This is a genomic window from Sinomonas gamaensis, from assembly GCF_005876955.1.
Classification (GTDB): Bacteria; Actinomycetota; Actinomycetes; order Actinomycetales; family Micrococcaceae; genus Sinomonas; species Sinomonas gamaensis.
The window spans coordinates 16,404-31,133 of record NZ_SSCL01000027.1 but is presented as its reverse complement, the minus strand read 5'-3'; the positions used below and the strand labels follow the sequence as shown (position 1 = coordinate 31,133).

The window sequence follows — 14,730 nt, the reverse complement described above, 5'->3', positions numbered from 1 at the left end:
GTCTCATCGCTCCTCGCGAAGCTCCCCGAGGATCCGTTCGGTCGGGATGGGGCCAGTGACGCGGTGCTGAGCTGTGTACCGTATGCGCCGCCGGGCCGCTCTGCCCAGTGGCAGCCCTCTCTTCGCGCGCTGCCACCCCTCAGGGACCTGCGCCTCGAGCGCTTCTTTGGCCTCGTCGTACGTCTCGCCCTGGGCTTCGATTTGCTCCGTCTGAAGGGGACGGATCGTCCCGCTGACTCTCACCACGATCTCGGATCATATGCCCGCAAGCACCTACTCCGCCGACGGCGCGCTCTGTCCGCCCGGTGACTCTGTAGGGGTGGTCGTGCACGTTGGCACCCCAGGCCCGCTGCCTTCCGGGAGCAAGCCGGGGATCCTCCTAATCAGCGTCTCCGTCGCCTCATCAGCCTCTTCAACACTCAGCTTGAAGTCCTTGCCGACGAGCGAGCCCCCGCCCAGGTCGAGGCGCACATCGGATCTGGGTGAACGCCTCGGTTGACGCTTCTTGCTTCTGAGTCGACATCTCGACACCCTCCCTGCCCGCAGCCTACGTGTTCCCGTCTTTGCTCCACAGCACTCGGAGCAGGGGACGCGTTCGACGTGGTCGCCGACGTTGTTGGCGGCGACACCTTCGGAGTCCTGCTCAAGCTCCTGCGCCGCGGAGGTCGCTACACAACAGCTGGAGCCATCGCCGGCCCGAAGACGAAGATCGATCTTCGAGACCTCATCTACAGGGACCTCGAGATGCATGGCATTTCAAATTCAGGCCCAGCTGCCTTCGCTCAGATCGTCAAGCTGATCGAGGTTAACCGGCTGAAGCCACTCCTCGACGGAACGTTCCGACTCGACGAGCTGCCCGAGGCGCAGGCGAAGTTGCTGAAGCGCTCCCACGTGGGAAAGTTCGTCGTCACCGTGTAAACGGGCGCCGACTGGAGGGGGAATCTACGGATGAGAAACGATTTCGGTCCCTGCCTCGACGCCTCAACATCCGCGAAGGAAGGGTTGCGGACCGCCGTGGCGTTCCGCAACCACCTCTTGCCGGTCGTGATCCCGGCTCAGCAGCCGACAGCGGTGAGCGCGTCGTCGTAGGTTTCGAGGGCCCGGGCTACTTCGTCGGGGGTGACGACGGCGGGCGGGACGACGTGGATGCGGTTGTCGGCGGTGAAGGGCAGGAGGCCGCGGGTGACGAGTTCGGTCTTGAGCTGTCCGATGAGGGCGGCGGGGACGGGCTTCCTGGTGTCCTGGTCTTCGACGAGTTCGAGGGCCCAGAAGACGCCGGCGCCCCGGACCTCGCCGATGACAGGGTGCTCGGCGGCGAGGCGGGCCAGGCCGGGGGCGAGGTGGTCTCGGCCGATGCGTGCGGCGTGGCCGACGATGTCCTCGTCCTCGAAGGCCTCGATCGAGGCCACGATGGAGGCGGCGGCGAGGGGGTGGCCGGAGTAGGTCAGGCCGCCGGGGAAGACGCGCTCGTCGAAGGTGGAGGCGATCTCTTCGGAGATGATGACGCCTCCGACGGGCACGTAGCCGGAGTTGACGCCCTTGGCGAAGGTGATGAGGTCGGGGCGGACGTCGAAGGCGTCCAGGGAGAACCATTCGCCGGTGCGGGCGAAGCCTGCCATGACCTCGTCCAGGATCAGGACGATCCCGTATTGGTCGCACAGCGCCCGGACGCCGGCGAGGTAGCCGGGCGGCGGGACGAGGATGCCGGCGGTGCCGGGGATGGTCTCGAGCAGGATCGCGGCGACGGACTCTGGGCCCTCGGCCTCGATGACGCGGCGGAGGTGGTGGAGGGCGCGCTCGGCCTCCTGTTCGGGGGTCTGGGCCCAGAATTCGGAGCGGTAGAGGTAGGGGCCGAAGGCGTGGACGTGGCCGCGGGCGTACTCGTTGGGGATGCGGCGCCAGTCGCCGGTTGCGACGATCGCGGCGCCGGTGTTGCCGTGGTAGGAGCGGTAGCGGGAGATGACCTTGTCGCGTCCTGTGTGGAGTCGGGCCATGCGGATGGCGTTCTCGTTGGCGTCGGCGCCGCCGTTGGTGAAGAAGACCTTGGCCATGTTCGACGGCGCGTGCTTGAGGATGAGCTCGGCGGCGCGGCCGCGAACATGGCTGGCGTGGGCCGGGGCGACCGTGGCCATGGTCGTGGCCTGCTTGGCGATGGCCGCAATGACGCGGGGGTGCTGGTGTCCGATGTTGGTGTTGACGAGCTGGCTGGAGAAGTCCAGGTACGAGTTGCCGTCGTGGTCCCAGACAGTCGTGCCGGATCCGCCGGCGAGGACGAGGGGCTTGAGCGATCCCTGGGCTGACCAGGAGTGGAAGACATTAGCGCGGTCTAGTGCAACCGCATCGGCATTGGTCACGGTCTGCTCAGCTAGGGTTGAAATCGACGGCATGGCGGTCCTTTCGGTGCCGGGGGAAGTCCTTCAATACTGTTTCCCGACGGCCCCTGCTGTCCTTGGCCAGAAGTACAATCAGTAGATCCGCTGTGGACAGATGTAGAGAGGGTGCAGCATGCCGCCGACCATTCGCGATGTGCTGGGGAGTTCCCGGCTCCGGCTCCGCCTCGTCGTTCCCGAGGATCGGGACGCAGAGGCAGTTGGGGCGGAGGTCGGGTGGGTGCACAGCTCGGACCTTGCAGATCCGACCCCGTTCCTGGACAGCGGGCAGCTGCTGCTGACGGACGGCAGCCAGTTCCCGCTGGGCTGGACGGACGGGTCGGCGGAGGATGCCTACGTCGAACGGCTGGTCGCTCGCGGGATCTGCGGGCTGGGGTTCGCCACCCAGGTCATCCACGGATCAGTTCCCGGGGCTCTGGTCGAGGCGTGCGGGCGGCATGGCCTGCCGCTGATCGAGGTGCCGGACCGGACTCCGTTCATTGCGATCATCCGCTTCGTGGCGGACTGGATCGCCCGGGAGCAGCACGCGCAGGCGGAGTGGTCGCTGCAGGCTCAGCGGGCGATCGCCCGGGCAGCGCTGCGCCCGGACGGCCTCAGGTCGATCCTGGGCGAAATGGAGCGGCAGCTGCGCTGCTGGGTCGCGCTGTTCGATGCGGCGGGGAACTACCTGCGTATGCCCTCGACGACGCCAATGCCCTCGGGGCTCGTCGGAGACGTCACGGACGCGGCGCGGGCGGCCTTGAACCGCGGGGAGCGATCTGTGGTGCAGAAGGAGCTGGAGGGGCAGCAGGTGACCCTGCAGACGCTCGGGCGGAGGAACAGGCTTCGCGGCGTCCTGGCCCTCGGAGGGCTCGAATCGCTCGACCCGGCGCGGATCGACATCGTCAACAGCGTGATCGCCCTGGCCAGTTTGGCGCTGGAGCAGACGAGGAGCCTGGACACGGCGCGTCAGCATCTGCGGGCCGGGGTGTTCGAGCAGCTCCTCTCGGGGAGGCCCGAGGTTGCGGCGAGCACGGCCCGGCAGGTGTGGGGGCGTCTTCCGGCTGACCCGGTGGTGGTCGCGCTGGCCCGGCCGGCAGCCCAGGGGCAGAACCTGCTGGAGGCGCTCGAGCTCCTCTCCGACGACCACCGCGGCGCCGTCTTCTACGCACCGAGGGAGACGAACGTCGTCGTCCTCTCCAGCCCGCAGCAGCAGCAGAAGGTCCTCGAAGTGCTCGCGCGCTACGATGCCGCCGCAGGCCTGTCCAACCCGACCCCCTACGCTGCCCTCGCCGACGGGCTCGGCGAGGCAGAGCGGGCGCTGGACCGCGCGCTGGAGCTATCACGGCCCGTTGTGGAGTTCTCGGAGATCGCAGGGAGGGGGATGCTGGGGCTCTTGCGCTCGGAGAAGGCCGAGTCGGTGGCACAGAGTGTGCTGCAGCCGTTGCTGCGGGACGATTCTGCGGAGGCTCGGCAGCTGCTCGAGGCGGTGACCGTCTGGCTGGGGAGCAACTGCGGGTGGGAGAAGGCCGCTGCGGAGCTCGGCGTGCATCGGCACACCCTGCGCAACCGGATAGACGCTGCCGGTCGGCGGCTGGGCCTCAATCTCGACACGCTTCATGACCGGCTCGAGCTCTGGGCCGCGGTCCAGTTCCTGGATGCGCGGAACGGGCCCCGGGAGGCCTGAGCGTCCCGGGGCCCGTGTGGGTCGGCCGTTCTGGCCCGCCCGATAAGAATCTGTCAGTTCTGGGGGAAGCCCAGGTTGAGTCCGCCGTGGCTGGGGTCGAGCCAGCGGGAGGTGACGGCCTTCTCGCGGGTGTAGAAGTTGAAGCCCTGGGCGCCGTAGGCCTTGGTGTCGCCGAAGATCGAGTCCTTGAACCCGCCGAAGGAGTAGTAGGCGACCGGGACGGGGATCGGGACGTTGATCCCGATCATGCCGACTTCGACCTCGTTCTGGAAGCGGCGGGCGGCGCCGCCGTCGTTGGTGAAGATGGCGGTGCCGTTGCCGAAGGCGCCGTTGTTGATCAGCTCGAGGCCCTCCTCGTAGCTGCGCACCCGGACAACGGCAAGGACGGGCCCGAAGATCTCGTCCTGGTACACCTTCGAGGTCACCGGGACGTCGTCGATGAGGGTCGGGCCGAGCCAGAAGCCCTCGGGCGCGCCGTCGACCTGGACGTTCCGTCCGTCGATGACGACCTTGGCGCCGTCGGCCTCCGCGGTCTCGATGTAGGAGGCGACCTTGTCGCGATGCTGGCGGGTGACTAGCGGTCCCATGTCGCAGTTGCGGCGGCCGTCTCCGATCTTCAGGGTCGCGACGCGCTCCTGGATCTTGGCGATGAGCGCGTCGGCGACGGGCTCGACGGCGACGATGACGCTGATGGCCATGCAGCGCTCGCCCGCGGAGCCGAAGCCTGCGTTCACGGCGGCGTCGGCGGTGAGATCGAGGTCGGCGTCGGGCAGGACGAGCATGTGGTTCTTCGCCCCGCCGAGGGCCTGGACCCGCTTGCCGTTCTTAGCCGCTGTCTCGTAGATGTAGCGGGCGATCGGGGTCGAGCCGACGAAGGAGATCGCCTTGACCTCGGGGTGCTCCAGGAGCCCGTCGACGGCCTCCTTGTCCCCGTGCAGGACGTTGAAGACCCCGTCGGGGAGGCCGGCCTCGGTGAAGAGGGCGGCGAGCCAGTTCGCGGCCGAGGGGTCCTTCTCGCTGGGCTTGAGGACCACGGTGTTCCCGGCGGCGATCGCGACCGGCAGGAACCACAGCGGGACCATGGCCGGGAAGTTGAACGGGCTGATGATCCCGACGACGCCGAGCGGCGCCTTGAGCGAGTGGACGTCCACGCCGGAGGAGACGTTCTCCGAGTGCTCGCCCTTGATAAGGTGCGGGAAGCCGGTGGCGAGCTCGACGACCTCAAGCCCCCGGGAGATCTCCCCGAGCGCGTCGGAGACGACCTTGCCGTGCTCGGAGGTGATGATCTCGGCGAGCTCGCCCTTGCGCTCGTTGAGCAGCTCGCGGATGCGGAAGAGGATCTGCTGCCGCTTGGCCATGGACAGGTCCCGCCAGGCGGGGAAGGCCTTCTGCGCGGAGGCGATGGCGGATTCGATGTCCTGGGTGGAGGCGAGGAAGACGCGCTTGGTCTCGGTGCCGAGGGCGGGGTCGAAGACGGGCGCGGTCCGCTCGCCCGCAGAGGGGTGCTCCCTGCCGCCGATCCAATGCGGGATGACGGGCAGGTCCTGGGGTTCAGTCACGGTCGTTCTCTCTTCCATGTCAACGTGATTTGAGGTCCACCGTAAGGACGACGCAGAGTCGTGGGCAGTGGACTAGTGCACATAGTCGGATGACAAGATGTACTTTTGTCCAAATGGTGACTCCCTTCGGCTGGACGTATCTTGTTGGGAACCGGGCCATGACGGGCTCTTTTGCCAGGAGCAAGATGATGAAGCGACGTTCCCACTTTTCTCGCACCGTTGTTCGTCCGACCACTCGGGTGCGGACGGGCGAACATTGCCCGGCCACAGGGTGGTGGCGACCGGTGCCGCCAACCGACGGTCTGTTGCCAGTCTTCCTCCTCGAAGGCTCCGTCATGCCAGCCGTGGGCGGCGTGGCAGCCGAATGGATGCCAGAGGCTTCAACGGCCCCTGTTCCATAGTTGCTGGGAGCGTGGGGTCGGGACGAAGGCTGCCGTGGTGCAACGCTGGGTGTCGACTCGCTGAACCCGGCCCTGGGCGTGTTGACATAGTCGATGAGAGGAGCCTTCCGCTTCGATGCTTCCAACCGTCGAAACGATCATCAGTGCCACGGCGGTCCAAGTCGGCAGGCCTGAGGTGGTGGCGGGAAACGCCTATCTGCAGAACTTGGTGCGATGGGTTCACATCAGCGAATTGTCAGACGTCGCTGATCTCCTCCACGGCGGAGAACTCATTCTCGCGACTGGAGTTTCACTGCCCCGAACAGACAAGGAAATCGCTGAATATGCGGCATCCTTGGGTGATGCCGGGGCAAGCGGACTTGTCATCGAATTGGGGCGGGGATTCACCGCAATTCCGAGGGCTTTCGCGGATGCCTGCAATCGGGCGAAGCTGCCGCTGATAGTCCTGCATCGTCCTGTGGAATTCGCTCAGATCACCGAGGCAGTCCACACCGAGATCCTCACCGAACGGATGCGCGCCATTGAGCTTTCGGAACGAGCGCACCTGGCCTTCACCGCGATTGCCGCCGAAGGCGGGACGGTGGCGGACGTAGTGAGCAGTCTGACCGAAATGATCAAGGCACCGGTTGTCTTCGAAGACGTCAGCCGCAGGGTCCTGACCTTCGATGCCGCCGGCAGCTCCATTGAAGCCCCGCTGAACAGGTGGGAATCGAGGTCACGAGCAGCCCGCTCGGAAGCGCACGCCGGTATCTTCGGTCCCGAAGAGTGGGCCATTGCTCCCGTTGAGGCGCGAGGTGTTCAGCTCGGTCGCCTCATCGCACTCACTCCGCACCGTCCTCGCCCCGAGGACTTGATGCTGCTCGAACGGGCAGCGACAGCGCTCAAACTCGTGCTGATGCTCGGTCAGGACGCGCAGACGGTCGAGCTGCACGCACAAGAGTCGCTGCTGACTGACCTGATCCATTCCCGTTACACCAGCCGGCACAGCATCTACTCCCGTGCAGCAGCGATGCAGGTGCCGCTTCGCGACCGGCTCTTGATCGCGACGATAATCGAGTCCCGGGATGCATTCCAGGCGGCCGTGACTCCGAGTGTCGTGGCTGATGCCCTCAGGGGTGCCTGCCTGCGAGGTCTCCTTACCATATTGGAGCCCGGTAGTGTAGGCGCCCTCCTGTCAGTGCGGAGGCCCGATGAGATGGACGCGATCCTGCCCGGCTTCGTGCGGAGGCTAAGAATCCTGGTTGGTCAAGACAGGCCGCTCTTGGTAGCGGTTGCGCGACCTGTTTCGGACCTCGGCGCGATCCGAGGAGCTTTCGCCGAGGCAAGGAACGTCGCGATGGCGGCACGTGCAGACAAGAACGGACAGCCGTATTATCAAATGGCGGACGTGCGGGTTCGTGGCCTGATCTACAGCCTAGCCGGTGACATTCGACTGCAGACTTTCGTGGAGCACACGCTCACCCCGCTCATCGATTACCAGAACCGTCAGGACACCGACCTGATGAGCGTCTTGAGGGCATACCTGGAGCACCGAGACAACAAGAGTGTCGCGGCCAGGTCTGCGATGATTTCGCGCCAGGCCTTCTATCAGCGATTGGCCACGATCGAACGTCTCTTGAACGTCGATCTGACATCTGCCGAAGTCTGCACCTCTCTTCACGCCGCCCTCATGGGCTGGGATGCCCTCGAAGACAGACGTCGCGAAACCTGACGTAGTGCCTCCCTCACGTCCTCTCCGAAAGGATGAAACGCTTGCGCTTGCGGTGGCGGACGAGAGCCAGACCCTGATCCGGAAGCCCGATGGTCCGCGTCCTTGAGCGTCATCAATTGCCCCCCGATCGCCGGTGCGTCCTCCTGGATGATGGCTTGGTCCTCCGCGAGAGGTCGCCTTTGCCTGCTCGACCTCGACGGTGGGTGCGACCCTCTCGAGGCCGAGCAGTATGGGCCTTGAGAGCACTAACGCACGCGGACGACCGTGCGCCCCTTGAGGCGCCCTGCCAGGACGGCATCGAGAGCAGTGGGCAACTCGTCAAGGGTGACCTCACCAGTTGCCAGGACTTCGAGGTGCCTGGGGCGCATGTCAGTGGCGAGGCGTTGCCATAGTGCGCGCCGGACCTCGATCGGGCACTGGACAGAATCAATGCCCAACAGCGAGGCCCCGCGCAGAATGAATGGGAAGACTGTGGTGTTGAGCGAAGCCCCTCCCGTGTTCCCCGAAGCGGCAACAGAGGCGCCGTAGCGCAGGCTGCTCAGGACGTACGACAGCGTGCTGCCTCCCACGCAGTCGACTGCTCCCGCCCAGCGCTCACGGTTCAGGGGTCGGGAAGCATCCGACGTCTCCTCGCGGGAGATCACCCCGGAGGCGCCCAGTTCCTTCAGCCAATCGGCCCCGTCGGCCTTTCCGGTAGATGCAACCACTTCGTAGCCCAAGCCCGCGAGGATGTCCACCGCGATACTTCCGACTCCGCCAGACGCCCCGGTCACGAGAACCGGGCCATCGCCTGGTCGAAGACCTCGATCTTCAAGCGTTTGAACGCTGAGGGCGGCAGTGAAGCCCGCGGTTCCGATGGCCATCGCCTCTCGCGCTGAAAGCCCATGGGGAAGGGGAACGATCCAATGGCTGGGGACGCGCGCATACTCAGAGAAGCCACCATGATGCGCCACGCCGAGGTCATAGCCGTGAACGATCACTTCGGCACCTACCTCGCAGGCGGGTGCGTCGTCCGGCGCTTGCACAACCGTTCCTGCAAGATCGATGCCGGGCACATGCGTCTTTTGGCGTGCCACTTTGCCATTGAACGTGCTGGCCAAGCCGTCCTTATAGTTCACGCTGGACCAAGACACCCGGATGAGTACGTCTCCATCGCCCAGGCTTTCCATGCCGAGGTCGTCACGAACTTCTCGGGACGTCGCTTCGTCTCCGTGGACGGCTACGAAGGCGCGGAACTCTTCAGTGTTGGACATGTTCATCTCCTATCGTCATCGCGACCAATAGGGATCATGCCAGCGTTGCCGAGGCAAGGCTCCGGTCAAGGTGCTCCGAAATGACCGTGAATCACGACAGATTGTCCATGGCCGAGCCGAAGGATCTCCGCCACAGTTTCATGCATGGAGCTGGAACAACTTCTTCGGCCGAAGAGCATGGCCGTCGTGGGCGCCTCGTCGCGCACCTTTGTCGGCCAGGTGGCACTAAACAACTGCCGGACACTTGGATTTACTGGAAGCATTTACCCCGTGGGTCGGAGCAGCGAGGTCGCCGGACTCCGCACATATGGAAGCATCAAAGACCTTCCCGAGCGGGTGGATCTTGCGCTGGTGCAGGTCCGAACCGAGCGGGTGCTGGAGGTTATCCGCGAGGGCATCGAGACAGGAATAACCGGGTTCGTGGTCCCGGGGTCGGGATTTACCGACTCGGGTCAGGCTGCATTGGACTTGGTCAGCGATCTCAAGGCCCTGCGTGAGGAGCACGAGTTTGAGCTCATCGGCCCGAATTGCATGGGCGTCTTGGACCTGGTCTCCGGCGCGGCGCCTTACATCGGCACAGCCAAAGCGAACCTCCGCCGTGGGTCTGTGGCGCTTGTTGCACAGAGTGGTGCGGTAGTTGAGGCCATCGTAAACAGCGGAGGTCGCGTCCCCCTGTCAACCGCGGTGTCGGCTGGCAGCGAGGCGATCACTGACATGGCCGCCTATCTCAACTACTTTGCCGCAGATGAAAACACCACGGCAGTGCTCGCGTTCGTGGAAGCGCTCGCTGATGCACCGCGACTCACCGCAGCAATTGAGCGCCTTACCGCATGTGGGAAGCCGCTTGCCGTTTGCGTGGTGGGCCATTCTGAGACAGCTCAAGAAGGAGTCACAGCTCATTCTGGGCGGTTGGCAGCCGGCGCTCGGCTTGCCGCCGCAGCCCTCAGGCAGGCTGGCGCGATCATTGCCGAAGACCTCGACGAGCTCATGGCTCTCGGTGAGCTTCTTGGAGCTGAGCGCCCGATCCCGAGAGGGAAGCGCCTTCACATTGTCACCAACTCGGGGGGTGAGGGCAATCTCCTCGCTGACATCGCGGACGCTTTGGGACTCGAGCTACCCAGGATCAGCGCTCACGCGAAGGAAAGCCTTCAGACGAAATGGCCGACGCTTTCGGTCCGCAACCCGCTCGACCCCTGGGGCACGGACGACTACGAGCTCATCTACCCGTCAGCCATGCGGGAGGCAGCTGCCGAACCCGGGGACATCCTCATGGTCGCGATGGATCAGCATCGATCCTCGGGTGATCACGAACGCGAGCTGGGCCTGAATCTGGCCCGTTACTTGAGCGAAGCAACCGACGAAGCAGACAAGTTGCCGGTCCTGCTCAGCCCGCTGAGCGACGATGTCGACCCGAATCTCGTCGAACTTTGCCGCCGGTTGCGCCTTCCGCTCCTGCGAGGTGCGCGCTCAGGTCTCTCAGCTCTTGCGAAACTGTGCGACTGGAGACTTTCGCTCATACCCCGGAGCGGCAAGGAGAGTCCAACCCCCGCTGAAGCACCCACACCGCCTACCGTCCCCTCTTCTGGCACTCTGACGGAAGACCGCGCGCTCGATCTATTCACAGCGATGGGAGTGCGAACTCCCCGCCGGGTCACTGCGGGCGACCCCGCTGCTGCCGCCTCGGCCGCGGCAAGCTTCGAGGGACCTATAGTGCTCAAGGGAGTTGCGCAGGGCATCACGCACAAGACCGAGCGCGGGCTGGTGTCCATCAGCCCGCGAAACGTCGAGAGCGCAGCCCGCGAGATGGCTTCAAGGAACCCCGATCTTGAACTCAGCTACCTTGTTGTCGAGCAGATCCGTGGCGAGCTCGAGGTTCTTGTCGGGTACAAGAAGGACGAAGTTTTCGGTCCCACCATCGTTCTCGGCATCGGAGGTGTCTGGGCGGAGTTCCACGCAGACATCGCCATGCATGTCGGCTTCCTCGATGCACCTTCCGCCTCCGAACTGCTCGACTCATCGACCGTCGGGAAGATGATCCTGTCCGCTCGCGGCGGCGTACTTGACCGCAACGGCGTCATTGCCGCGTTGCTTGCGGTGAGCGAACTCGGACGGGCGAATCCGCATCTCGGCAGCGTTGAAATTAACCCACTCATCGTCGGTCGGAAACATTCCACGGCCGTTGACGCCGTCATTGAACAATGTCACTCCGCAGTATCTCCCATTTTGGAAGGAATCCCATCATGAACGAGCAACCCATCACCTCATCAATCCGAGTGCGCATCGGCCAGGAGGAAGCCCACTACGGCGGCAATTTGGTTGAAGGGGCACGGATGCTCAAGATCTTCGGTGACATAATCACCGAGATCGCCGTCAAGACGGACGGCGACGAAGGACTCTTCGTCGGATACTCATCGATCGAATTCTTGGCACCCGTCTACGCCGGCGACTTCATCGAGGCGACCGGCAAGGTGGTTCGGATCGGGAAGACCAGTCGGACTGTGGAGTTCGAGGCCCGCAAGGTCATCGCCTCCCGTTATGACGTCTCTCCCAGCGCGGCAGACGTTCTCGACGAGCCAATCCTAGTCGTGCGCGCCACGGGTACGACAGTCATTCCCGTCGAGCATTCGCGTAAGCCTGCTGGTGCTGTTCTCAGCACTAATGCCTGACTTCAAGGTTAATTGGCGAGCGCAGGGCGTAGAATTCAGGAGTCGTTCAACCCCGCTCCTGCGCCGGAGGGCGCAGCATGGTCAATTGGCTTTGCGACAACACCCTTCTTGCTCTTCAGGGCCGGGGTGGGCGTGCCCTACGGACTCGAATCGAGAAACCAAAGGGTAGGCATGCCGAGTGGACAGTCCTTGGTGGATCCAAGGACTGTCCTCTCGGGGCTTTGAGTGGTCGGCGAGCTATCGCTCGCCTCCCTCTAGGAGCCTGCAGACCATGGACGGGGTGACGCTCCACGTGCAAGAGGGCGGCTGCCCGCTTGGGAGATAGCGGCCACCAACCGCCACAGCACCGCACTCTGACTCCGGCATCCCTGTACAGTCCACACGCTTGAGAACGCCTGCCTCGCCCAGTCGCTCGACTGCAGATGCGTCCTGAGCGCCTGCTTGCCGGCACCAATCGCGCTGCGACTGAGGCCCGTCGCCCAACATGTCGCGGAGCGTCCATAGCTGACGTTGATTCCGAGCTGCCGGGCGCACTGCTGAAACAGTGCGCTTCTACAACTGCCTGAACCACATCAAGTCCAGGCCCAAGAACCCCACTCCCGATGATCGAGAGGCCCCCCCATGGTTGATCTGCACAAGGTCCGCGTCTACCGCAGCGAGGAGAACCTCCCCCGGGAGGGGCAGCTCGCGCACAGGATCGCGAAGGTCGCCGCGGACCCGGTCGAGGTCGCCCCGGAGGTGACGGAGATGGTGATCAACCGGATCATCGACAACGCCTCGGTCGCGATCGCCTCGCTCAACCGCGCCCCGATCGTCTCGGCCCGCGCCCAGGCCCTCGCCCACCCGGCCTCGACCGGGGGCCGCGGCGCGCTCGTGTACGGGATCGGCGATCGGGTCTCCCCGGGATGGGCGGCGTGGGCGAACGGGGTCACGGTGCGGGAGCTGGACTATCACGACACGTTCCTGGCCGCCGAATACTCCCACCCCGGGGACAACATCCCCCCGATCCTGGCCGTCGGCCAGCACGTCGGATCCTCGGGGCGCGACCTCATCCGCGGGATCGCGACCGGGTACGAGGTCCAGGTCGACCTCGCCAAGGCCATCAGCCTGCACAGGCACAAGATCGACCACGTCGCCCACCTCGGCCCCTCCGCCGCGGCCGGCATCGGGACCCTGCTCGGGCTGGACGTCGAGACGATCTTCCAGGCCATCGGGCAGGCCCTGCACACCACGACGGCGACGAGGCAGTCGCGCAAGGGCGAGATCTCCACGTGGAAGGCCCACGCCCCCGCCTTCGCCGGGAAGATGGCCGTCGAGGCGGTGGACCGGGCGATGCGCGGGCAGACCTCCCCCGTGCCGATCTACGAGGGCGAGGACGGGGTCATCGCCTGGCTCCTCGACGGCCCGGACGCCGCCTACGAGGTCCCGCTCCCCGCCCCCGGCGAGGCCAAGCGCGCCATCCTCGACACCTACACGAAGGAGCACTCTGCCGAGTACCAGGCTCAGGCCTGGATCGATCTGGCCCGCAAGCTGCACCGCGAGCACCCCGACATCACGGATCCCGAGAACGTGCAGAGCATCCTGATCCGCACGAGCCACCACACCCACTACGTGATCGGCTCCGGTGCGAACGACCCGCAGAAGTACGACCCCACCGCCTCCCGGGAGACCCTGGACCACTCGATCCCGTACATCTTCGCCGTCGCCCTGCAGGACGGGGCCTGGCACCACGTGGCCTCCTACGCCCCCGAGCGGGCCAGCCGTCCGGACACCGTGGCCCTGTGGCACAAGATCACCACCGAGGAGGACCCGGAGTGGACCCGCCGGTACCACTCCCTCGACATCAACGAGAAGGCCTTCGGCGGCTCGGTCGTGATCACCCTGACCGACGGGACGGTGATCGAGGACTCGATCGCCGTCGCCGACGCCCACCCGCTCGGCGCCCGCCCGTTCGGCCGCGAGCAGTACATCGCCAAGTTCCGCACGCTCGCCGCCGACGCGGTCGCCCCCGAGGAGATCGAGCGCTTCCTCGAGACGGTCCAGCGCCTGCCCGAGCTCGCACCCGGCGAGCTCGATCAGCTGAACATCCTGGCCAAGGACGGGGTCATCGACCTCGCCAAGGGACCGAAGGGACTCTTCTAGCCATGTTGTACTCCAAGACCACCCCCGAGCAGAAGCGGATCGCCCTCCGGCAGGCGCTCGCCTCGGGGAAGATCCAGCAGTTCCCCGGCGCGTTCAACCCGCTCTCCGCGAAGCTGATCCAGGAGAAGGGCTTCCCGGGGGTCTACATCTCCGGGGCCGTGCTCGCCAACGACCTCGGCCTGCCCGACATCGGCCTCACGACCCTGACGGAGGTCGCCACGAGGGCCGGGCAGATCGCCCGCATGATCGACCTGCCCGCCATCGTGGACGCGGACACCGGCTTCGGGGAGCCGATGAGCGTCGCCCGCACCGTCCAGGAGCTCGAGAACGGCGGCCTGGCCGGCTGCCACATCGAGGACCAGATCAACCCCAAGCGCTGCGGGCATCTGGACGGGAAGGCCGTCGTCGACCTCGATACCGCCCTGAAGCGCATCCGCGCCGCCGCCGACGCCCGCCGCGACCCCAACTTCCTGATCATGGCCCGCACCGACATCCGCGCCACCGACCCTGGCACGGCGGGCCTGGAGGCCGCCGCCGAGCGCGCCAGAGCCCTCGTCGAGGCCGGGGCGGACGCGATCTTCCCCGAGGCCATGGGCACCCTCGAGGAGTTCAAGGCCATCCGCGACGCCGTCGACGTCCCCGTCCTGGCCAACATGACCGAATTCGGAAAGAGCCGCCTCTTCACCGCGACCGAACTCGAAAGCGTGGGCATCAACATCGTCATCTACCCCGTCACCCTGCTCCGCAGCGTCATGGGCGAGGCCGAACGAACCCTCGAGACGATCCGGAGTCTGGGCACCCAGGAGAGCAAGGTCCAGAGGATGCTCACCCGTGCCCGTCTCTACGAGCTCGTCGACTACGAGGCCTACAACCACTTCGACACGAGCGTGTTCGACTTCCAGGTCCCCGGCCGGCACTGACCCTTCCCGCATTGCATTCGAC

At 65.6% G+C, this 14,730-nt stretch carries 11 protein-coding genes; 7 read left to right on the top strand and 4 right to left on the bottom strand.

The genetic code is table 11. From position 1 onward, the window contains the following. Positions 1–3: 3 nt before the first annotated feature. Entirely contained in the window at positions 4–246 is a 243-nt protein-coding gene (locus E5679_RS20330; protein WP_138419299.1) for a hypothetical protein, read from the bottom strand. Positions 247–495: 249 nt separating this feature from the next. On the opposite strand from E5679_RS20330, the gene E5679_RS20325 reads away from it, so the two are divergent. After that, positions 496–918: a zinc-binding dehydrogenase gene (locus tag E5679_RS20325; RefSeq protein WP_138419298.1), complete on the top strand. Its 423-nt coding sequence runs from the start codon at positions 496–498 to the stop codon at positions 916–918. 137 nt (positions 919–1,055) lie between these two features. On the opposite strand, the gene E5679_RS20320 is transcribed toward E5679_RS20325, so the two are convergent. Next, positions 1,056–2,387: an aspartate aminotransferase family protein gene (locus tag E5679_RS20320; RefSeq protein WP_138419297.1), complete on the bottom strand. Its 1,332-nt coding sequence runs from the start codon at positions 2,385–2,387 to the stop codon at positions 1,056–1,058. Positions 2,388–2,505: 118 nt separating this feature from the next. Here E5679_RS20320 and E5679_RS20315 point away from each other — a divergent pair, with 118 nt between their 5' ends. Beyond that, on the top strand, positions 2,506–4,056 hold the full coding sequence (locus tag E5679_RS20315; protein WP_138419296.1) for a PucR family transcriptional regulator: 1,551 nt from the start codon (positions 2,506–2,508) through the stop codon (positions 4,054–4,056). A gap of 53 nt (positions 4,057–4,109) precedes the next feature. Here E5679_RS20315 and E5679_RS20310 read toward each other — a convergent pair whose 3' ends face one another. After that, complete coding sequence (locus E5679_RS20310) at positions 4,110–5,633, bottom strand: CoA-acylating methylmalonate-semialdehyde dehydrogenase (RefSeq protein ID WP_275092575.1); 1,524 nt, start codon at positions 5,631–5,633, stop codon at positions 4,110–4,112. Between the two features lie 498 nt (positions 5,634–6,131). Between E5679_RS20310 and E5679_RS20305 the strand changes: the two genes are divergently transcribed. Continuing rightward, complete coding sequence (locus tag E5679_RS20305) at positions 6,132–7,727, top strand: PucR family transcriptional regulator (RefSeq protein WP_138419294.1); 1,596 nt, start codon at positions 6,132–6,134, stop codon at positions 7,725–7,727. Between the two features lie 245 nt (positions 7,728–7,972). Here E5679_RS20305 and E5679_RS20300 read toward each other — a convergent pair whose 3' ends face one another. After that, entirely contained in the window at positions 7,973–8,980 is a 1,008-nt protein-coding gene (locus tag E5679_RS20300) for an oxidoreductase (RefSeq protein WP_212747018.1), read from the bottom strand. A 144-nt stretch (positions 8,981–9,124) separates the two neighbouring features. Between E5679_RS20300 and E5679_RS20295 the strand changes: the two genes are divergently transcribed. The 4 genes from E5679_RS20295 to prpB all read left to right on the top strand — a co-directional run bounded on the left by E5679_RS20295 (position 9,125) and on the right by prpB (position 14,708). Beyond that, complete coding sequence (locus E5679_RS20295; protein ID WP_138419292.1) at positions 9,125–11,224, top strand: acetate--CoA ligase family protein; 2,100 nt, start codon at positions 9,125–9,127, stop codon at positions 11,222–11,224. Then, on the top strand, positions 11,221–11,646 hold the full coding sequence (kal, locus tag E5679_RS20290) for a 3-aminobutyryl-CoA ammonia lyase (RefSeq protein WP_171042497.1): 426 nt from the start codon (positions 11,221–11,223) through the stop codon (positions 11,644–11,646). The genes E5679_RS20295 and kal overlap by 4 nt, the downstream gene beginning before the upstream one ends. 621 nt (positions 11,647–12,267) lie before the next feature. Beyond that, positions 12,268–13,788, top strand: a complete 1,521-nt coding sequence (locus E5679_RS20285) for an MmgE/PrpD family protein (protein WP_138419291.1) — start codon at positions 12,268–12,270, stop codon at positions 13,786–13,788. A 2-nt stretch (positions 13,789–13,790) separates the two neighbouring features. After that, a complete protein-coding gene (prpB, locus tag E5679_RS20280) occupies positions 13,791–14,708 on the top strand; it encodes a methylisocitrate lyase (RefSeq protein WP_138419290.1) in 918 nt (305 codons plus the stop codon). The last annotated feature ends 22 nt before the right edge of the window (positions 14,709–14,730 follow it).